The sequence below is a fragment of the Enterobacter sp. KBR-315C3_2022 genome, from assembly GCF_041399425.1.
Classification (GTDB): Bacteria; Pseudomonadota; Gammaproteobacteria; order Enterobacterales; family Enterobacteriaceae; genus Enterobacter.
In genome coordinates this window covers 222874-240670 of the sequence record NZ_JBGKEB010000005.1, presented here as the reverse complement: position 1 = coordinate 240670, position 17797 = coordinate 222874, and the positions used below count along the sequence as shown (strand labels likewise).

General features: G+C 51.3%; 22 protein-coding genes, 1 rRNA gene and 2 pseudogenes. 8 read left to right on the top strand and 17 right to left on the bottom strand.

The window, feature by feature from the left end:
• Positions 1 to 106 (top strand): 5S ribosomal RNA (rrf, locus tag AB8804_RS08170); the annotation flags it as partial.
• A 509-nt stretch (positions 107 to 615) separates the two neighbouring features.
• Here the strand turns inward: rrf and AB8804_RS08165 are convergent.
• From AB8804_RS08165 to AB8804_RS08090, 16 genes and pseudogenes are all read right to left on the bottom strand, one after another.
• A pseudogene (locus AB8804_RS08165) lies at positions 616 to 1458 on the bottom strand (DUF4942 domain-containing protein).
• A 128-nt stretch (positions 1459 to 1586) separates the two neighbouring features.
• The gene (locus tag AB8804_RS08160) at positions 1587 to 2078 is read right to left on the bottom strand and encodes a DUF5983 family protein (protein WP_371184946.1); all 492 of its coding nucleotides are present in this window, start codon (positions 2076 to 2078) and stop codon (positions 1587 to 1589) included.
• Positions 2075 to 2452: a TA system toxin CbtA family protein gene (locus AB8804_RS08155; protein ID WP_371184945.1), complete on the bottom strand. Its 378-nt coding sequence runs from the start codon at positions 2450 to 2452 to the stop codon at positions 2075 to 2077. The genes AB8804_RS08160 and AB8804_RS08155 overlap by 4 nt, the downstream gene beginning before the upstream one ends.
• 327 nt (positions 2453 to 2779) lie before the next feature.
• Positions 2780 to 3151, bottom strand: a pseudogene (locus AB8804_RS08150) (type IV toxin-antitoxin system YeeU family antitoxin).
• A gap of 22 nt (positions 3152 to 3173) precedes the next feature.
• Positions 3174 to 3395 (bottom strand): DUF987 domain-containing protein, encoded by a 222-nt coding sequence (locus AB8804_RS08145; protein ID WP_371184944.1) that lies wholly within the window; start codon positions 3393 to 3395, stop codon positions 3174 to 3176.
• Between the two features lie 14 nt (positions 3396 to 3409).
• A complete protein-coding gene (gene radC, locus AB8804_RS08140) occupies positions 3410 to 3889 on the bottom strand; it encodes a DNA repair protein RadC (RefSeq protein ID WP_371184943.1) in 480 nt (159 codons plus the stop codon).
• An 11-nt stretch (positions 3890 to 3900) separates the two neighbouring features.
• Entirely contained in the window at positions 3901 to 4374 is a 474-nt protein-coding gene (locus AB8804_RS08135) for an antirestriction protein (RefSeq protein WP_371184942.1), read from the bottom strand.
• A gap of 270 nt (positions 4375 to 4644) precedes the next feature.
• Entirely contained in the window at positions 4645 to 5463 is an 819-nt protein-coding gene (locus AB8804_RS08130; protein ID WP_371184941.1) for a DUF932 domain-containing protein, read from the bottom strand.
• A gap of 89 nt (positions 5464 to 5552) precedes the next feature.
• Positions 5553 to 6095, bottom strand: coding sequence for a DUF4234 domain-containing protein (locus tag AB8804_RS08125; RefSeq protein WP_371184940.1), 543 nt, complete (start codon positions 6093 to 6095; stop codon positions 5553 to 5555).
• Between the two features lie 46 nt (positions 6096 to 6141).
• Complete coding sequence (locus tag AB8804_RS08120; RefSeq protein ID WP_371184939.1) at positions 6142 to 6609, bottom strand: hypothetical protein; 468 nt, start codon at positions 6607 to 6609, stop codon at positions 6142 to 6144.
• 58 nt (positions 6610 to 6667) lie between these two features.
• Positions 6668 to 6979, bottom strand: a complete 312-nt coding sequence (locus tag AB8804_RS08115) for a hypothetical protein (protein ID WP_200114026.1) — start codon at positions 6977 to 6979, stop codon at positions 6668 to 6670.
• A 12-nt stretch (positions 6980 to 6991) separates the two neighbouring features.
• Positions 6992 to 7294, bottom strand: coding sequence for a hypothetical protein (locus AB8804_RS08110; RefSeq protein ID WP_371184938.1), 303 nt, complete (start codon positions 7292 to 7294; stop codon positions 6992 to 6994).
• 18 nt (positions 7295 to 7312) lie between these two features.
• Positions 7313 to 7816 (bottom strand): hypothetical protein, encoded by a 504-nt coding sequence (locus AB8804_RS08105; RefSeq protein WP_371184937.1) that lies wholly within the window; start codon positions 7814 to 7816, stop codon positions 7313 to 7315.
• Positions 7813 to 8541: a helix-turn-helix transcriptional regulator gene (locus tag AB8804_RS08100; RefSeq protein WP_371184936.1), complete on the bottom strand. Its 729-nt coding sequence runs from the start codon at positions 8539 to 8541 to the stop codon at positions 7813 to 7815. The genes AB8804_RS08105 and AB8804_RS08100 overlap by 4 nt, the downstream gene beginning before the upstream one ends.
• Before the next feature lie 448 nt (positions 8542 to 8989).
• Positions 8990 to 9874 carry a GTPase family protein gene (locus AB8804_RS08095; protein WP_371184935.1) on the bottom strand — a complete coding sequence of 295 codons (885 nt, stop codon included), beginning with the start codon at positions 9872 to 9874 and terminating at the stop codon, positions 8990 to 8992.
• A gap of 145 nt (positions 9875 to 10019) precedes the next feature.
• The gene (locus AB8804_RS08090) at positions 10020 to 10982 is read right to left on the bottom strand and encodes a hypothetical protein (RefSeq protein ID WP_050141320.1); all 963 of its coding nucleotides are present in this window, start codon (positions 10980 to 10982) and stop codon (positions 10020 to 10022) included.
• A 1596-nt stretch (positions 10983 to 12578) separates the two neighbouring features.
• Here AB8804_RS08090 and AB8804_RS08085 point away from each other — a divergent pair.
• From AB8804_RS08085 to AB8804_RS08075, 3 genes are read left to right on the top strand one after another with little or no spacing between them, the layout of a single operon-like run.
• Complete coding sequence (locus tag AB8804_RS08085; RefSeq protein WP_050141319.1) at positions 12579 to 13121, top strand: hypothetical protein; 543 nt, start codon at positions 12579 to 12581, stop codon at positions 13119 to 13121.
• Complete coding sequence (locus AB8804_RS08080; RefSeq protein WP_371184934.1) at positions 13118 to 13390, top strand: hypothetical protein; 273 nt, start codon at positions 13118 to 13120, stop codon at positions 13388 to 13390. The genes AB8804_RS08085 and AB8804_RS08080 overlap by 4 nt, the downstream gene beginning before the upstream one ends.
• 43 nt (positions 13391 to 13433) lie before the next feature.
• A complete protein-coding gene (locus tag AB8804_RS08075; protein ID WP_371184933.1) occupies positions 13434 to 14492 on the top strand; it encodes a hypothetical protein in 1059 nt (352 codons plus the stop codon).
• A 64-nt stretch (positions 14493 to 14556) separates the two neighbouring features.
• On the opposite strand, the gene AB8804_RS08070 is transcribed toward AB8804_RS08075, so the two are convergent.
• Complete coding sequence (locus AB8804_RS08070; RefSeq protein ID WP_371184932.1) at positions 14557 to 15369, bottom strand: hypothetical protein; 813 nt, start codon at positions 15367 to 15369, stop codon at positions 14557 to 14559.
• 294 nt (positions 15370 to 15663) lie between these two features.
• Here AB8804_RS08070 and AB8804_RS08065 point away from each other — a divergent pair, with 294 nt between their 5' ends.
• The 4 genes from AB8804_RS08065 to AB8804_RS08050 all read left to right on the top strand — a co-directional run bounded on the left by AB8804_RS08065 (position 15664) and on the right by AB8804_RS08050 (position 17738).
• Positions 15664 to 16233 (top strand): inovirus Gp2 family protein, encoded by a 570-nt coding sequence (locus AB8804_RS08065; protein WP_032650469.1) that lies wholly within the window; start codon positions 15664 to 15666, stop codon positions 16231 to 16233.
• A gap of 150 nt (positions 16234 to 16383) precedes the next feature.
• On the top strand, positions 16384 to 16623 hold the full coding sequence (locus tag AB8804_RS08060) for an AlpA family transcriptional regulator (protein ID WP_032650204.1): 240 nt from the start codon (positions 16384 to 16386) through the stop codon (positions 16621 to 16623).
• A gap of 288 nt (positions 16624 to 16911) precedes the next feature.
• Complete coding sequence (locus tag AB8804_RS08055; protein WP_050141315.1) at positions 16912 to 17334, top strand: putative zinc ribbon protein; 423 nt, start codon at positions 16912 to 16914, stop codon at positions 17332 to 17334.
• Positions 17322 to 17738 carry a putative zinc ribbon protein gene (locus tag AB8804_RS08050; protein WP_032650202.1) on the top strand — a complete coding sequence of 139 codons (417 nt, stop codon included), beginning with the start codon at positions 17322 to 17324 and terminating at the stop codon, positions 17736 to 17738. Before AB8804_RS08055 ends, AB8804_RS08050 begins: the two co-directional genes overlap by 13 nt.
• Positions 17739 to 17797: the final 59 nt, after the last annotated feature.

Genomic DNA, 17797 nt, shown 5'->3' with positions numbered 1-17797 from the left:
TTAGCGCGGTGGTCCCACCTGACCCCATGCCGAACTCAGAAGTGAAACGCCGTAGCGCCGATGGTAGTGTGGGGTCTCCCCATGTGAGAGTAGGGAACTGCCAGGCATCAATCAGAAGAACCCCGTACCGTAAGGTGCGGGGTTTTTTGCTTTGTGCGCGATAAAAACGCTGGGCGGTGATTTCGCCTTGCCCGTTATACAAATCACCTGGGCCGGGAAACACGGCACCGGCGAATACGCCAGACCATATCTATCCTTAAATCTCCGCTGGTAGCCTCGATCGCACGTGCAATACAGCACGCCATAAAAGCCAGAAACGCCATCCTCATGAGCATACCGCAGCACTGCAGAATCTCGTAAGCAGCAGCTTACCCTTGGGCTAAAAGCGTGAAAGGAGTCAGAGTATAGCGAAAAGGAGTAAATTCAATTTGGTCAAACGCAGAAAAGCAAAAACCCAGCCATAGGCTGGGTTCTTTAAATAGTGGTGCCGGACTCGGAATCGAGTCTTATTGTTATTTAATTGATATACAATGTTTATTTTTAATTTGGTGATTTTTGTGCCCTCATTTGTACCCTCGGTCCGTTTGCATTGATTCTGGTGACTCGAATTTGGGTTCAGGTACGAGGTGGTAGGGTTGCAGGAAAATAGCGGGCAACTATTTCGTTCATCTTATCAATCAAATCAGAGCGTTTAAAGATGATGTGCCCAGTGCCTTTCTGGAAGTAACGTATCTCAACATACTCGTCTTCGTAAACGGAAGCGTGCTGTTTGGAGATATGAGCATCGAGCCTGACGGAAAGATCGTTGCGATTCTCCGGAACAGGTTTACCATCCAGCAGATTCAGCGTACGATCTAAATCTGCTAACTGCTCATGTCTACGCCCATGACGGAAGTGAAATCCCCAACGGTCATATTGTACCAGACCATCAACGATTATCTTCTTCCCGAATTTGCAGGGGCTGTTGCTCTTGTAATCCCAGTTTAGTCCCTTAAACACGTTAATGATCCCCCGCTCGAACACCTCCGCTTTACTCTGATGTAGTTGCTCAAAGGTGCTGAGAATATTCTATTCACTGACAGCGGGAATATCGTCCTTTTCCAGGCTGTTGTACCACTCGTCGCGTGCCTGTGCGTCCATGAGCGCCAGCATTCCCGACTTATTCATCAGGTTTTTCCAGATGCTGCGATCGATATTTCGGGTGATGGCTTTTATCGCTGTTTCTGGTTTATCCATCAACCAGCAGTCGTAACGGTTTTGCCGTACTCCCCATTCATTTGCTTTACCACCGCCGATGTTGCTGGTCAGTGTCGAGATATCGTCGAGTTGCTGTATCAGTGTTTCAATTTGCGCCAGCGCCGCGTTGCGTCCGGTGACGATACGTTCAATGCTGGTCGAGCAAATTACATCGGTATTGTCGGTTAACACTTCGGATTCGGTGAGAGTAAGTTCTGACATAGTTTATGTCCTTTATATAAAGCAAAACGCCAGTCGGTGAGGGCTGGCGTTTATGCGTGTGGTGAATACAGGGCTGTGATTATTCTGAGCGGATGTGTTGCAGAGACTGAGCATGTCGGAAGGAGAGACTACCAGTTGAAGGTGCTAAAACCCGGCAACAGGTCACCCGCTGCATCCAGATGTAGCATATCGATCCCGTAACGTCGTATCAGTGTGGTCACTAACCGACGGCAGCCCTTTGAAAGCCCCAATCTCTTTAGTTCCAGCACTGGGTATAAGCGAGCGTTAAGTCTGAGCAGGTAACCGTAGCCGGTGTACAGTATCCAGTCACTGTTGCCGCCGTCGTGGCGTTGAAGAGTGACCTGGTCGAGAATAGCGTTATCCTCACACGTGATATGAGCGGTACTGCACTGGATCCCATTCAGACGGGCGGTACGTGGTAGCTGATCTTCAACAACCAACTTCCCGGGGGTATCAGCAACACGAAGCGAATACCCGTTATCACTGACCACATCAATCAGCGCAGCCAGCTCAATACCATCGATATCGACGGCGATCCGGCCCCCATTAAGGGCCAGTACATTAACGGTATCGGCTTCCACCGTCAGGGACAGCTTCATTGCTGCCCCCTGCATGACTGCCCACTGATGGCGCAAGTCACCGCCTTATAGCCGGTACGTTGCATCAGGCCGGTGGCCTTTCTGGCCCGGAGTATGTCAATAGCGCTGATGAAAGGAGACTGATGCTGAATGGAGAAACCGGGGCGATCAATTCGTACCAGTTCAGATTTTTCAACGAGAAAATTGAGTGCATCTGCCAGTGAAATCCCGGCGTCAATATGCTGCTGAATCACATTACTATCACCAAACTGTCTGTCGTTAAGCGAAAGACCGTAATGCCTTTCCAGCAGATAAGTAAGAAGTTGCTGCCAGATTTCTACCGGCGACGGGGGTGACGATACCTTCCTCGTCGGGAAGGTGAGTAAGGTTTGCATAAAGTTGATCTCTGTTAAATAAATAAGATGTTGATGGTCGGGGGGATTACGGTGAAGGGGGGTGGTGAATTACGGTGTTTTTCAGGTAATTCACTTACTGTCTGATGGCGTCAGGTGCGGCCTCCAGTGTGAACCAGTTAATGCCCTGTTCTGCGTCGTGATGGCTGGCTGCATGGCATAATGCCGCTCTGGCCTCTTCTGCCGTCACAGAGTCATCCACATTGTGTACATCGTCTTCGTATCAGAGTGAACACAATACGAAGTCGTCATTTTGATGTTGTTTCAGCAGTTCAATGACCTCGCTGATTTTACAGGCGTATGGCATGGCTATTCTCCTCTGGGTTGTACCACAGGTGGCGTCGCATAAATCGCAAGATAAACGTATCCGCAGGAGCCGAGGGTGTCTGCCTCGCAGGTCAGTCCTTTTGCGTAGAGCGTGACGCCGTGCTAATGTCGGGGAGTGAGTTCACCGCTGGTGAGCATTAACTCAAGTTGTTTCAACAGCAGTGGAAATGCCTGGTCCAGATGGCGCAGGTCTGATTCGCTGAAGGTACCGGTGATGCTGGCGCGATCAGCCAGGTAATGCAGCCGGTTGCCCTCCTGTACCAGTCGTGCGCCAAAACACGGGATAGCTGCAGGCTTAAGTCCCCACCAGGGGGCGGCAATATCGTGATTTGCTACATTTGTTGAGCTTTGCATTTTAGTAATCCTTAACTAGGTGTTAATTCAGGGTAACGCTGCGCAGGACAACATACGGGCCGTTGCGGTCCTGGCGGCGTTCAGCGAATACGGCGAGCACACCGCAGATATCCTGCACCTCCCGTCCGGCATAGTGGCAGATGCTACCGGACCACTGGTATTTCCCTGTACAGAAGCGGAACAGCCGCGACTGCGGATGCTGGCGGTATATCGCCATTGCCTGGCGTTTGCTGATAATCTTCATCGTTGTTTTTCTCCTTACAGCCAGCCTCGTTCGGCAAAAGATACTATATCCATCCCGCCAACCACCAGGTGGTCCAGCAGGCGAATATCGACCAGCTCCAGTACCTGTTTCAGGCGTCCGGTAATCAGCCGGTCGGCCTGACTGGGTTCAGCCTCTCCGGAAGGATGATTGTGCGCGAGTAGCGCGGCGGCAGCGTTGTGGTGAAGTCCGGCCTTCACGACCTCCCGTGGATGGACGGTAATACTGTTGATGGTGCCGAGAAAAAGCGTATCGCAGGCGATGAGGCGGTGCTGGTTGTCCAGCCACAGCACCATCAGCGACTCCCTCTCCTGCGTGGCCAGATGCAGGCGCAGCCAGTCGCGCACGGCATTGCTGGACGTAAATGATGCACCGGGTTCACGGAGCTGCCCTTCCAGCAGGGTTAAGGCTTCCCTGACCGTCAGCTGGTCGGCAGAGGGTAATTCACGGGCAAACAGCGGTAACTGTTGTTCCATGGCGGCTGACCTCAGTCGATGATGTGCATGATCGCACTGCATTCCGCATGGCTGAGCGCGTAGTCCCGCAGGCGGTAATAGTGCTCCGTCATGGCATCGCATTCGGTGCGCATGGCGTGGTGGCTGTAAGTCATCAGGCAGACTGCGATCCCGGCAGCCTTGGCGCTGAGCTCACCGCCGTTACCGTTCAGGGTGTTGAACAGCGACCAGAGTTTATCGCTCTCCGCTTCCGGGGCCATAAACGCGCCGCCGTTGCTGAGCGTGTAAAACTGCCAGATACCGCCGTGGTAGTCTGTGCAGAAGCGGTCCATCCACGCGAAGACTGTCGGTTCAAGGATTATCCACTGCGGGATGCTGCCGAAGTGCTGCGGCCAGAAGCTGATGCGCTGCTCATCCTGTACGAGTGTGGCGGTCAGCGCTGGCGAAGAACTGGCAGGTTGTGGCGGTAACGGGAGGATATCGTTAAGGTTAATAATATCGGTCATGCTGGTTTTTCCTTGTTTATTTATCGGGTTGGGGATGTTGGTTCAGCCGGAGTGACGGGCAGGACTGCGCATAGCCGTCCTCATCACAGCGTGACGGCCATTGGCCCTCCGGGAGGCTTAAGCTGTACAGGCTGAGTTCGCCGGGACGATAAAGAAGGTGTGAGCACCAGGCGCACAGGTCGTCATCGGAGATGGAGCGGCTGCAGGGATTGTTCTCCAGGGCGGTCGGATAAAGGGTTGCCTGGTGGGCGTTATCAGGTAGCGGTGGCATCAGCTCAGCGCCAGCTGAAGTTCTTCCGCCATCACCCAGAGGGCGCGATTGAGCTTAACGTCGCCGTCTATGCCTTTAACCGCCCGGGTATGGCTGCGTTTGCCTTTGGCGGTACGTCCTGGCAGACCCCCTTTCAGAAGGTTCTCCTGGCAACGATTGAACACTGTCCACAGGTCGTCCTGACGGTCTTCATAACGGCGGGGCGTCAGTATCTGGGATGCCGCTACCGGCTGGTGCTCTTCCCCGAAGCGATACGTCAGCGCGGCTCTGGCAAAAGCCTGCTGTGCCGGTGGGGGAAGTAGCAGTGACTGCATGGCGTCCCGCTTTTCTTCCACCCGGTCAAATATCTCCAGCACCTCATAAGCCCCTTCAATGACTTTCTCCACCACATTGCCCTTATGCGGCACGCGCACCTCACCAAAGGTTTCGCCACAGACAAGCCCGTTCTGGCAGACAAAGCGAAACAACCCCGGCAGCATCTGGTAGGAGCTGGAGCCGTCGTGACTGTTAAGCAGGATGATTTCGGGGACCTGTTTGCCGGTGATTTGCCCCTCACGCCGCAGGCGCAGCATGTGCTTTGTGTGGTCGCGTTTATTAAGGTCGCGCACGCGTGTCTGGCAGGCAAAGAACGGCTGGAAGCCTTCCCGCTGCAGGTTATCCAGCAGGGTGATGGTCGGGATGTACGTGTAACGTTCGCTGCGGGATTCATGTTTTTCTTCGCTGAAGACGCTGGGCACGTAGTGCGCCAGTTCATCGCGGGTTAATGGGCGGTCGCGGCGCACGAGGCTGGCAGCGCCAAAACGGCTGGCTAAGCGCATGGAAATTTCCTTTCTGAGAAATAAAAGAAAACGCCCCGCTCGGATGAGCAGGGCGTTGGTGGTGTGTAATACCTGTGTTGTGGCAGTTGTCAGGGCTGGTTCGTCTGTTCTGCCGCCTGGGCCGGAGCATGTTCACCCGGTGTTGTGGTGTTCCTGTGAATAATCTGGTGTTTCGCCAGCGCCTGCTGCATGTCATTGATGCAGTACGTGATGTAGAAGACGTTAAACAGCACGGTATAAAAGACGTTCATCTTCAGGTCAAAGCGAAACGTGTTCAGCGCAAAGTGACGCAGCGCGGTTCTGGCCTTGAAAGCCCAGACCACATACATCACACCACTGGCTATTGAGAGCAGCCCGCTGATGCCCAGCAGGATATCGCCGGTTGAGTCGTAACCGTACGGGTCAGGTGCTGCCATGGCACCCAACTGACGACTGAGCCCGAAACAGACGGTGAGCCAGATAATAAACAGATTGCCGTAAAGCGGGTAGCCCGTGGTCTCGCTGATGATATCCTGCTTTTTGTAGAGCCAGAGCAGGGGCCAGACGCCGCAGGTGACCATGCTGAGCAGGACAAAATGCAGCGTACGGGTATTCAGCCGCTGGCTGAGGGTATTAATCGTGATATCTGTCATGAACTAAATTCCTGTATTAAACGAGTGGGGGGAGTTTTTCCGTGAATTAACCGGCCGTATTTTCACAGTCGCTGATATTTTTCAGCTCCTGCTGTGTATTCCTGATCCCCGGGTTAAAACTGCCGGCTTTCCTGTCATTCACATACACATCAAAATGTGCAGCCTGTTCCAGAGCCGTAATAAACTGCGACCAGGCATTGTCCGCATTACGCCATCCCAGAGACGAAGGTAGCGGGAATTGTCGATCGTTTATTACCAGCGTGATGGCGGTATGGTCGTCATGTGAGTCTGCTCCGGAACCATCGGGAAAGGTGAGCATGACGTGATGCTGCAGGAGGTTCTGCTCATCGGGGTTGCCTGTGCAGTTGAGGTTAAACATCACATTTTCGGGGCTGGTGATGATGTATTCGGTCACTCCCATGCCGAAGCCGCTGGTCCACATATTGGGGATAGCGTGAGCGACGCCAGTGAATGCCAGTGTTGTTACCAGCAGAACGGCAGATAGTTTACGCATGAACGTTTCCTTAAATTATCTAAGAGGCGGGCAACTGTTGATGAATCCGCCGTGGGTGTTACATAAGCTGTTTGCCAACCGTTATCAGACCGGCCAGCCAGCCGATGCACTGAGGCCCCACAAGCCAGAACAAGCGGGCTTTGAGCAGCCCGGTCATACCTTCGCTGGTGTATACCGCATCCGGCATCAGCCACTGGCGCAGGAACGCGCCGATAGTCATACCGGCACCGGGGCCGAGCGTCATCCAGAACAGATACCCCATCCCCTGCCCGAAACTGCGGATTTCCCCCGTATTTCCGAACACGTTAAACAGGACAACCACAAGCGCGATGCCGAAGGCAATTGCGAAATATTTAATAACAAGCGCCATTCTGTTCAGTCCTTATTTTCTGCACTGCTGAGCGGCACTCAGCATGTTGTCCATAAAACTCGGAGGGACATAGCCGTACTGCTGGTTCATTTTTTCCAGTTCCCCGTGGGTATATTTCGTCTTCAGCTCATCCCAGATACAGCCGCAGACCGCGGTGGTTCCGCCACCGGACTTACAGCCCTGGATAAACTCACGTTCGTTCTTGTCACCACAGCCGCTCACGGCCAGAGCTGAAAGCAGAGTGACGGCCAGTAACGCACCCCGGGAAGCCGTCGTCATTTTTAATTGCCTGTTAATCATTGTGTTAATATCCATTCGTTAAAATGCCTCTGCTCAGAGGCTGTCCGATTGCACCACGCCTTCCTGTTCAAGTGCATGGCTGATGTTGTTCACCACCGTGTCCGGGTCGAGCCGGATTTCCGCCAGATGCTTACCCGCCTCAGGTGTTCCCTTGTAAACGTCCAGGGACGCGAACGGCCTGCCTTCATCGTTTGTCCCGGCAGATATCTGGTATGAGGTGTCTCCGTTCCGGACGGTGAATTCCTGCAGACTGATTACCTGATTGCTCTGGTATGCGTACGTGGTGGTGTTTGCCGGTACGGTGAGGTCCATTTCCTTATGTTCTGCGCTGGTCCTGCCGAATGAGTACGATACCGACGGGGTGATGATGCAAATCTCGACCTCTTTTTTGTGGTTCGCGGTCTGCGCATAGAAGACGGGCTTGCCACAGCGCTGGTGGTGTGCCTGTACAAGCGCGTCGGGCGTAGCGGCATTTACGGCTGACAGCGATGCCAGCATCATTCCTGCGCTCAGCAGCAGGGCTGTACCGTGTTTCATGTTTTAACTCCTTTTGGTCTGGTGTGAGGTTCGGGATAAAGCTCCCGGAAGGTATGAATGACGTTGCTGATAAAGTGAAAATGCGGAAGGGCATTGATGAAATCCGCGTCTACAATGAGTGCGCTGGTTTCACTGCGCCGGTGAAAAGAGCGTTCAGACAAGGAGACCGACGTTACCTCCTCAACCCTGAATACCCGTATCGCACCATACTGGCTGGCCACCAGATACCAGTCTGCATGTGAGAAAATCAGCCGGTAGGGCTCAAGGTGGTCGTGACGAATCCCCTTAACCAACAGGCTGACCAGACGGTGGTGGTAAATCCCTTCAGCAAGTCGCTGAAAGCAATCCGGGAGGATCCCCGCGGGCTGCTGTGCATGGCCTATCAGGCATGGAGATGTGCCGTTTTCATCCATCAACAGCTGCATCAGGTGGCGGCTCTGTGAGGGAATGAGACGGGCTATTCCGGTGTTGCGGGCAAACGCCAGCGCACCAGGAGTATGGTCGCGCATCGGGTTTGTTCGTAACCGCCAGCAGCCGTTATCGCCAGTCAGATCCAGATGCAGCAGACGCTGAGAGAAATCCCGGCGCAGGGTGCGTTCAGATACGCCAAATTCACCGGACAACGCTTTTAGTGAAAGGGATTCACCAGCAAAAAGCCGGCTAATAATAACTGACAGCCTGAGTGCCAGCCTGTCGTGTCGGGGCGCAGGGTCCGTGGCGCGCATATGCCCTCCGTGAATGAAAAATACCGAGATAACTCATGCGGTTATTATGCAGGACGGTGTGGACAGGATATGACCAGCGATAAGACAGCGCGGCAGAAAAGATGCAATATTTTTCCCACGATAACTGTCTGAATTCTCGCGGATAATTGCACATTGTTCAGTGAGTGAGCTGTAGGTGGTCATACCCTGTCATAAAGCCGGTCAGCAGGATGCGCTGTCAGGGCTGAAGGTGGCTGCAGTATTGCGTTTTATTAATCTTTCCCTCAATAAACGCAGTAAGATGCGAAACAGAACGATGAGAGCCCAACGGACGCGGTGGATCGCTTTCTCCGGCCTGCCTGCGTGCCGGCAGTAACCCAGGATCCTGTTTACTATCTGTCTTCGGATATAGCGCAGCAGCATGCGTAACAGAGGCCATGTCAGCTTCCTGAGTATCATTTCCACCTCCTCAAAAAAACCAGTGCCACAGTGCGGAAGCGGCATTCACAATGCCATCGCGGATTGTTCCCAGCCCTTCCCGGACCGACTTTGGCAGCGGAATGGCGTCAACTATCCGGCTGAATAACTCACCCAGCAGATCGCCAAAATCCTTTCGGGCTGTACTCTCTGCCTCTGCAGACCGGTGTTCTTCCCTGACCTGACTAAACACGCCGCTGCTGGCCTCCGGGGGCAGGGCGAATATCATGGTTTCGACCAGACGGGCCAGGTTGTAGCCGGTTTTTGCCGACACTGCATGCACCGGATAAGGACAGGAGAACTGCCGCGAGATGGATGCGCTCCGGGCAGTCAGTGTCAGTAGCTGGCCGGTGGAGGGCTGACAGGCTTCCCTGTCCCATTCCAGCGAGGGTTCTGCCTTGTCGGCCTGGTTAATGACGAAGACAATGCTGCCTGATGAGACACCGCATTTGAGCAGGAACCGGTGAAATGCCTCATCGGTAGCACAGGCCCGGTCATCCGCCTTCATCACCCAGAGGATAAGATCCAGCGTCGGTAACTGCTCTTTATACAACTGCCGGTATTCACGGTCATAGTCCAGAGATTCTCCGGCACCGGGTAAATCGACCAGCGTCATGCGGCGGCCGCCGATATCGAGCGTGAAGCGAAGCGGTTCACGGGTACAGCCCTGAGCATCGCTGACCGGGCTGAGGGGCTGCTGAAAGAGCGCATTACAGAGCGAACTTTTTCCACTTCCTGTTTTACCCATAATGCCAATGACCGGCTCGTAATGGATGTGCTGCCGGATGCGGTTCAGTATTGTGCGGGAGAGTGTTTCGGGCAGGATAGACAGCTGTTGCTTCAGGGCATCAAGGCCCTGTTCATTTTTATCGGACACATTAACCTCCGTGAGTGGAATAATAAAACGGCAGCATTTCTGCTGCCGTTCTCACACAGGTAATATAGGTCTGAAATTTTTTTGAATGTAATTTCTGGTCTGTATGATTGAGACTTTCATTCACTTCTGTAGTCAGGGAGAAAATTTATTCACCACCGCAGGTTTTCCGGTAATGTTCATTAATCAACATTTCCAGCATATCGCTGATACGAACCCCGCTACGATCAGCCATAAAGTCGAGTCGCGTTTTGGTTTCGTTCTTAAGATATGTGTTCAGCGCTTTTTTATCAGTACGGGACTGGCGTAGCTTTTGTTGGTTCCAGGCTTTATTGAGGTTTAGGAGAAACAAACGTTTTGAGTCCGGGGCATTGTCCCATAAATCCAGCGCTGCACGCAGGGCAAGGTTACGCTCTGTATGACTGAGAGGAGTAAACCATGTTGTTAACCCACCGGAGGTCATACTCAGTTCCTCCAGGGTACTGATGCTGACTTTCTGTACTTTACTCAGGTTGTTCCACGCCCACAATACAGCGTCCTCTTCATCCGGCAACCATTTTAGCGGGAGTGGTTTGCTGTAAATATTTTTCCACTTGTCTTTAAGTCTCTCCATGACCTGTTTTTTTAAATACGTCACAGGGGGAGGTGTGATGATAATGCGATCAAATATATGACCTATGATATTCACCCGTTCCCTGTGATTGACTGGAGACAGAGATAATCCGAAATGTGTATACCAGTTTGGACCGTATAATGTATTTCCATTGCGGGTAATCCCAAAATCTTCATCGCTAACTTTACAGAGGTAACCCCACAACCAGAATGTAGCTCGCTCATCCTGATTCAGCCAGTCAAAACTATCCAGTGGCAGAATGTTTTCTTCCCTGCCCATTTCCATATCCTGGAGCAATCTTATCTGTTGCTCTTTATCCGGAATGTATTGATTAATAAGTTCATTTAATGCTTTTCTGCAACTTTCTGCATCCTGTCGTGGAATGTTTCTGGTGTCGATTCGGTTATTCGTCATCAGCCAGTCAGCATAATAATTGCAAATCCGCACATCCCGACTTTTTATAATTCCCTGACTTCCATTGTAGAAATTAACTGCCATTATTAATTCCTTTGTTTTTAAATTACATTGTAGTGATTTTAGTGGTGTGTTTAGTGGTCACACAGTAGCATGGATACGGTTTTACAGTCACTAAAAAACACATCTGGTAGTCAGATTGAGGTTAAGTGGTGGTTTTAAGTGGGTTTTTAAAAGGTAATAGCGTGGTGTGAGTGTAGTCGTTAATGTTATTAAATTTCTTTCTAATACCTTGTTTTCTGGTTTTTATCTTCAATATTCCCTTTGTGAAAGGCGCATCTTAGCTACCCGATCATCCTTGTGTACACGCGCTTTTTCATCCCCATCATGGTGCCTGGTTCGCTGCTGGATACATTTTTGGCATCAGGTATGGTTACCCTGGTATAGTTTCACTTCATTGCTCAGAATCAGGGAGATGGCTTCTGTGAGTTGTGGAAATTTGGGCGTTATAGTGGTTGAGGTTATTTGAGGCGACAAAGTGTCTTTTTTTTGGTTGTTGGTAAAGATAATTCCAGAGTGAACGTGCATGGCTTTTATCGCGTATAGACCAGGCCTGACGTAACCTGCTCTGGTATTGTAGTCAGGCCCGATGTGTTGGATTGGTATTAATATAATAAAGAAGGGGGTGTCTTTATAGTTCAACAACAGTTAATACAAGCGTATTGCATCAGAAGGGTGAGTGATAGCTAAGAAAAGAATGACATCTGAAAGGGAGTGTTACTGTTAAGAAGAGTGTTACCGATGATATCAGTCGGTAGGTAAGGTTGTTATTAAGATAGTACTTGAGCTCAGATATATCCCCTTTATCAAAAAACAGGGTGAGGTGGTTGCCCTGAGATAAGGCTACGTAAATACGTTAGATATTAAATTTAGTGATATTGTTGCAGGTGTATAAACCTTCTTGGAGTGTAGTGCTGTCGATAATGTATCAGGGGAGTAACCTTGGCGTAAGGCAGCTTTTAGCGAAGTGAAAATGCATAGTGAATATTACTGGTGTTAGCCTGCCTGCTTAACGTGTTATTACGAGAGCTAGCCAGGAAAGATCAATGACAGCTGAATGGCTTGTATTGATCCGTTTAGTGTGTGCCAGAGTATTGATTACATCAACGAACCATAATCCATGTTGTAGCCTGCGTCGGGAGTAATAATCGGGGTAGATACCATAAGCTGAATAACGCAGTTAAAACTTGTTTATTCTTATGGGGAAGGCCATCAGTATGCAGGGATGATTAATACACTGGATGTCAGTGATTTGATAAGTGACTGAGCGTTTTAATTCTGAATATTACTGAAGCTTTCTGAAAGTCCCTGTAATCGCATGAAAGATAGAGGTAATGGAAATCTTTGAATGGTTCGAATACGTTGAACCTGACGCGACACAGTGCGTTTTAGAAGGTATTGAATAGTATTATCTTTCGGGGTAATGAATGGGCTAGTAATGTCAGTTTCTCAGCGGGTGCAGATTGTATAGTAGTCACTAGGATCCGCATTGCTGGCAGACCGGCAGGAACAACGGCATTATCAGAGCTACCTGGCCATTGATTGCATCAGGGCTTAATGCCTGGCTGTGGCAGATGTATAATGTTTCTTTTTTCATCAGTACTCTAAATAAGGCTACACATGGACGCAGAGAAAATTCAGTCAGATATCGATGCTCTTTTGACATACATGAACGATGACATGGAGAACCTCGGAGAAACGATCAAAACCGTTTCATTTGGATTCGATGCTGGCCAGAACGATCGCATCGCTATTGACGAGCTGCTTCACTGGTCGGAAGAGTATTTGTTCAAAATCATCAATATCTGTCATTCCCGTTCTCTCGTGCGTAAGGATTATGGTGGCTTTCAGGATGTCTCTCTGACAGAAGAAGGCCAGAGTCGCGCTATCTCAGTCAAACACGGGAAAAATCGCTCATACGAGTTAGGGGCCAGTATGCAGATTGCTACGCTAAATGTTCATGGGCCAGCGCAGGTTGGCAACGGTAACACACAAAACATCCACAACGTATTTAACCAGTTGCTTCAGCAGATCGAGATGTCTTCAGCTTCAGATGAAGAAAAACAGGAAGCTAAGAGCCGCCTTGCTAAATTTCTGGAACACCCTCTGGTCGGATCTATCGTTGGCGGACTTGCTGGTTCGCTTCCAGGTCTGATGGGATGATGGACGATCTCAAAGAAACGATCCGGCTACGTTGTGCATTTTGCAGATCAGAGCAGTTCGCCTTACCTTACACGGATTACTCACCTCCTGGTCACAGTTTTGTCGTCTGTGCCAATTGTGGGAGGGAAAATGATGTGACATCTCTGCTCATCAACGCTAAATCGAAAGGGATGGAAATAGCCCGGGCGTATGCTGATGGGCTGGTTGAACAGATGAAGAAGGATTTCGTTAACTCTTTTAAAAATAGCAAATACATTAAGATAAAGTGATCGGCCACGACAGCATCGAAGAACAACTCTTCAGGGAGTACAAATGACCAGAGAAGCGATAACGCCATTAAACTACACATCTTCCGCGATCGATGATCTGCGTGAGCTGGAACGTAATTGTCTGTATGAAGCGCCGTATTCAGCTCACGTTCTGCGCAATGTGATAACCCTGCTGGAGAACAGCGTTAAATTCATCCTGCCAAACTGCGCTGATTTTATTGCTCCCGAAGACCTGCGGCAGACGCATCTGGATCTGGCTCGTTTGCCTTATCCTGTGGTGACGTTTGAAATCCCCTGGGAGAAAGAAGGTACGCTTGAGACCTATTTTGACAAACAGGCCCTGCGCTCAACGAAACGGATAGCGTTATGTTGGGAAGCAAAAGTGGAACTGGAGCCAGTACCAGGAATTAACCATGTGCTGGAGCGTTTCCCGGGAGGTGGTGTTTTTGTATGTTCTGTCTACTGGGTCGATGATAGTCGGCGCTGGGACCCGAGCTACGGTGCTCTCTTTTACCCCTACGATAATACGCTTAATACCGTTGTTGATTTAACCTCTCGCCCTGGTGCCACCAGACTGGCTGTGGCCTCGTTGCAGGATGCAGGCCTGGTACCCCAAACGCACATGAAACAATACAAGGCAGAACCTGTGGTTATCCTGCCGGAGTTTGCCAGCCAGACGGAATCTTTACTGGGAAGCCGCGATAAGCTTTTTGCAGACATTATCATCAACTCCCGGGATGAACTTCAGGCATTCATCAACGCCTGCAGTATCCTGAATTGCGCAAATGTGGTGGTGGATGAACTGGTACCGTCGAATAGCAGGAAAGCCCAATGGGCCAGAGGAAAACGCGTCAAGGTACAGGAGCCGGCTGTAAAACCCCGCTTTACCTACAAAGTGCTGCAGATTTCGGATGAACAGCGTTCACATTCAGGAGGAAGTGGTCTCAGTACGGGGTCGCATACGAAACGAATGCATCTTCGCAGAGGTCATATTCGCCGCCGGGGGGAACGGCTGATCTGGATCCGTCCGTCGGTTGTGAACCCAGGTTCTGCACAGGGCATTGTTACCAAAGATTATCAGCTAAAAAAATCAGCTGAGTAGCCGTTACGTTGTGAAAGGTTGGCGCGAAACCTTTCTCCGTTGTCTGTTGGCCTTGGTATTCGCATCACCATGCCGCACTAAAGCCCTGTTTTTTAAGTCTGTGGCGGGTTTGTTTCACGTAAGCTACGTCAATGAGCTCATCCGGCGGCAGATCGCGTGTGATATTACAAATTGTCGCCAGCGCTGAATCTGAGAGTTTAAACGTTCGTGGTAAGGCGTAGTAATCCCCTGTTTTTTGCATGCCGATGTTATCGAATAACGCTCTGAAGAAATCCGTCAGCGAAGGGCGGCGTGCTTTAATTATCGCCTCTGTCGCTTCATCGGCAAATGTAACCTCAACCTCCTCCATACCCAGCGAACGAATAATCCCGGCAATGCCAGGCCAGTACTTAAGGTCGAAACTATTAAGCCGCTGCATTTCTGGTTTAAGGTGAAGCTGATAATGACCGCACCCCTCTCCGGCATCATCGATAAATTCGGTGAGTTTGAGCATACGCTCGCAATGAAAATGACCGTTCCCACTAAGCTCTGAACGTCGCTCCAGCATTTCAGCCAGTTGCATGCTCATGGTGCTGATATTGTCATTCAGGGCCGCCAGCTCCTGATGATCAGCACGTAGTTTTGCAAAACGCGAATCTGTTCCAAAGCTACCGGCATGGATAATCTGCTCAAGCAGCACCCAGAGCTGTTGTCTGGTAATGCTACAGGTAGAAATCTCCCTGTACACTGATGCCATTTCATCATGACGTTCGATAAGCCGATTAAAAACAGCCCATGTTGAAGGCCACGATGGTGGAACGGTTTTTTGCCAGCCAGACAGCTTCTCATTCAACAACAACAGGGCAATCGCCGGTGCTTCATCAACGCCAATAATCATCGTTACTTCCTCTGGTTCTTATCTGTTCATGTCCATTGTTCACTGAAGCCCTGGAGATGTCGGTAACGGGAAGACTGTTTTTTGGCAGCCTTCAGGTCACCTTGCATCTGAAACGTTGTTATCTCATGGCTCCAGTCGCAGTGCTGTTACCTGTAGTGTTTTCCACCTGCCCCCCGATATTTTCCAACTCCAGCCGTTTCTGAGGGAGCGGCTGGTGGATTTGTTGAAGGCAATAAATTTTTTTTAACGGCACCGGTAATGGTTATGAACGATAACCCACCGGAGTCCATTTTAATGAGTTACACATACGACCCTTTCTGGCAGCAACGCATCGCCGATACCTTCAGTTGCGCACTGAACGCTTACACCCGCTTACTGGCCCTGCGTGTTGACCTCCGTCTGCCGGATACGCCAGCGGCAAGCGATGCCGCTGTTATCTCCCGCTTCACCGATGCCATGAAAGCCCGCATTGCAGCCCTTCAGGCGCGTCAACGTCGCGAGGGCAAACGCGTCTGGCCGACCACGCTGCGTTTTGTCTGGGCGCGGGAGTTTGGTGAAATCAAAGGGAAGAAGCATTACCACGCGGTGCTGTTGCTGAACCGCGATACGTGGTGCGGACCGGGGGATTACAAAGACCCGGATTCGCTTGCAGGTATGATTAAGCAGGCATGGTGCAGCGCCCTGAAGGTGGACACACAGGAACATGCCGTTCTGGCCCGCTTCCCGAAGAGCCCTGTGTCCTGGCTGACGCGCGGTAATACCACAGAGCTTCAACAGGCGCTGGCGCAGGCCGCTTATCTTGCCAAACGCGAAACCAAAGTCACCGGTGATGGTGAACGTAACTTCGGTTGCAGCCGCGGCTGAGCCAGTCATATCGATTCACCAGGCCTGAACATACGGGCCTGGTAATTTTTTACAACGTTTCCCTATCCTCTGAGGCGAACCGGTAACCCCATGATTCAACCACCACCGGACGTCTCCCGACAGCCATATCCTCAGAGGGAGAAAAATACCATGACCACGTTGAATACGAACATTAATGTCAGCACTGACACACTGCTTTCAGCTCAGGACCCGCTTATCGACATGACCTTTATCACCACGTACACCGGTATGACGGACAAGTGGTTCTATAAACTGATTGGCGACGGGCTGTTTCCCAAACCCATCAAGCTGGGCCGCAGCTCCCGCTGGCGCAGAAGCGAGGTGGAAACCTGGATGCAGCAGCGTATCGCAGATTCCCGTGGTGTCTGAGCAGGCGAGGTCTCCTGATGGAAAAACAACGACGTACTAAACCACAGAACATCCCGGCGCGCTGGAAGTGTCCCCGTTGCCGGAGGCAGTATTGTGGTGCAAGACCCTGCCCCGTTTGTTTTCGTACCTCTGTAGCATCTGCACAACCGTAATCCCGGTGGTCTGCAGAGACTGAATACCAATAATCATCTTCCGCTAACGCATAACTGACCCGCCATTCACACAGCCATGCTGCCCATACCGGGACGGCTTACGCCTGCGTGTTGTCTGGCGGTAAGGAGCACCACGATGTACGCCAAATCTTTCATAGCCCTTGACGGTAATGGTCGTCCCACCGGAGCCAGAACCGCACAACGGTATCCGTATGACCGCTACACCTGCCACCTGTGCGGCAGTGCGCTGCGATACCATCCTGAATACAACACAGAGCGACCGTTCTTTGAACACCGGTCCGATATGCTGACAGATAACGGGCGACAGCATTGTCCGTATGTCAACCTGGAAGCGAAAGGGACCCGCCATATCCAGCAGCTGCAATGGTATGTACCGGATGCCCGTCCGCTAGTTTACCGCGCCGACTGGCACTGTCACGGTTGCAGCAGTGATTACCACGATGAGCGTTATTGCCTGACCTGCCGAACCGGTGAGTTCAGCAGGACGCTCTCTGATGCTGAAATCCGGACTGCAGAGGTTACGGCATGCGCGTACTGAAATGTTACCTGGCAAATGACCGTGAAGGCCACTTTGTGACGGCCAGTGAGGCCATGAGCGCACCGGGGCAGATATGGAGTTGTGCTTCCTGTGGCTGTCGTCTGGTGCTGCATGCCGGCACCTTCAGCGACCCGGCATGGTTTGAACACGATACGCAGACTGTGGCCAGGGATGTGCTGATGAATTGTGCCCATCTCGACCCGCAAGTGAAAGCTGAGGCCCTGCACAGGAAGTTACGCAATATGCTCAACGGCCTGGATGCTACGGTAATGACGCTGTCCTGGTACTGCGTGTGGTGCGGTGACCATTATCAGGGCGTGAAGCACTGTTACCGGTGCCAGACCGGTATCTACAGCATCGAAGAAGCTCACTGGCAGAGAAACTACTGCTGCACTACCAGATAGTTCCTCATTCTTATGAACAAGATACTACCGTAGAGGTGGTATCACTCCCTGATTCAATC

Coding starts and splice junctions, on each gene's coding strand:
- AB8804_RS08160 (WP_371184946.1), bottom strand. CDS start 2,078: ATGAAGCTGTCCCTGACGGTGGAAGCCGATACCGTTAATGTACTGGCC.
- AB8804_RS08155 (WP_371184945.1), bottom strand. CDS start 2,452: ATGCAAACCTTACTCACCTTCCCGACGAGGAAGGTATCGTCACCCCCG.
- AB8804_RS08145 (WP_371184944.1), bottom strand. CDS start 3,395: ATGAAGATTATCAGCAAACGCCAGGCAATGGCGATATACCGCCAGCAT.
- radC (WP_371184943.1), bottom strand. CDS start 3,889: ATGGAACAACAGTTACCGCTGTTTGCCCGTGAATTACCCTCTGCCGAC.
- AB8804_RS08135 (WP_371184942.1), bottom strand. CDS start 4,374: ATGACCGATATTATTAACCTTAACGATATCCTCCCGTTACCGCCACAA.
- AB8804_RS08130 (WP_371184941.1), bottom strand. CDS start 5,463: ATGCGCTTAGCCAGCCGTTTTGGCGCTGCCAGCCTCGTGCGCCGCGAC.
- AB8804_RS08125 (WP_371184940.1), bottom strand. CDS start 6,095: ATGACAGATATCACGATTAATACCCTCAGCCAGCGGCTGAATACCCGT.
- AB8804_RS08120 (WP_371184939.1), bottom strand. CDS start 6,609: ATGCGTAAACTATCTGCCGTTCTGCTGGTAACAACACTGGCATTCACT.
- AB8804_RS08115 (WP_200114026.1), bottom strand. CDS start 6,979: ATGGCGCTTGTTATTAAATATTTCGCAATTGCCTTCGGCATCGCGCTT.
- AB8804_RS08110 (WP_371184938.1), bottom strand. CDS start 7,294: ATGGATATTAACACAATGATTAACAGGCAATTAAAAATGACGACGGCT.
- AB8804_RS08105 (WP_371184937.1), bottom strand. CDS start 7,816: ATGAAACACGGTACAGCCCTGCTGCTGAGCGCAGGAATGATGCTGGCA.
- AB8804_RS08100 (WP_371184936.1), bottom strand. CDS start 8,541: ATGCGCGCCACGGACCCTGCGCCCCGACACGACAGGCTGGCACTCAGG.
- AB8804_RS08090 (WP_050141320.1), bottom strand. CDS start 10,982: ATGGCAGTTAATTTCTACAATGGAAGTCAGGGAATTATAAAAAGTCGG.
- AB8804_RS08085 (WP_050141319.1), top strand. CDS start 12,579: ATGGACGCAGAGAAAATTCAGTCAGATATCGATGCTCTTTTGACATAC.
- AB8804_RS08080 (WP_371184934.1), top strand. CDS start 13,118: ATGATGGACGATCTCAAAGAAACGATCCGGCTACGTTGTGCATTTTGC.
- AB8804_RS08075 (WP_371184933.1), top strand. CDS start 13,434: ATGACCAGAGAAGCGATAACGCCATTAAACTACACATCTTCCGCGATC.
- AB8804_RS08070 (WP_371184932.1), bottom strand. CDS start 15,369: ATGATTATTGGCGTTGATGAAGCACCGGCGATTGCCCTGTTGTTGTTG.
- AB8804_RS08065 (WP_032650469.1), top strand. CDS start 15,664: ATGAGTTACACATACGACCCTTTCTGGCAGCAACGCATCGCCGATACC.
- AB8804_RS08060 (WP_032650204.1), top strand. CDS start 16,384: ATGACCACGTTGAATACGAACATTAATGTCAGCACTGACACACTGCTT.
- AB8804_RS08055 (WP_050141315.1), top strand. CDS start 16,912: ATGTACGCCAAATCTTTCATAGCCCTTGACGGTAATGGTCGTCCCACC.
- AB8804_RS08050 (WP_032650202.1), top strand. CDS start 17,322: ATGCGCGTACTGAAATGTTACCTGGCAAATGACCGTGAAGGCCACTTT.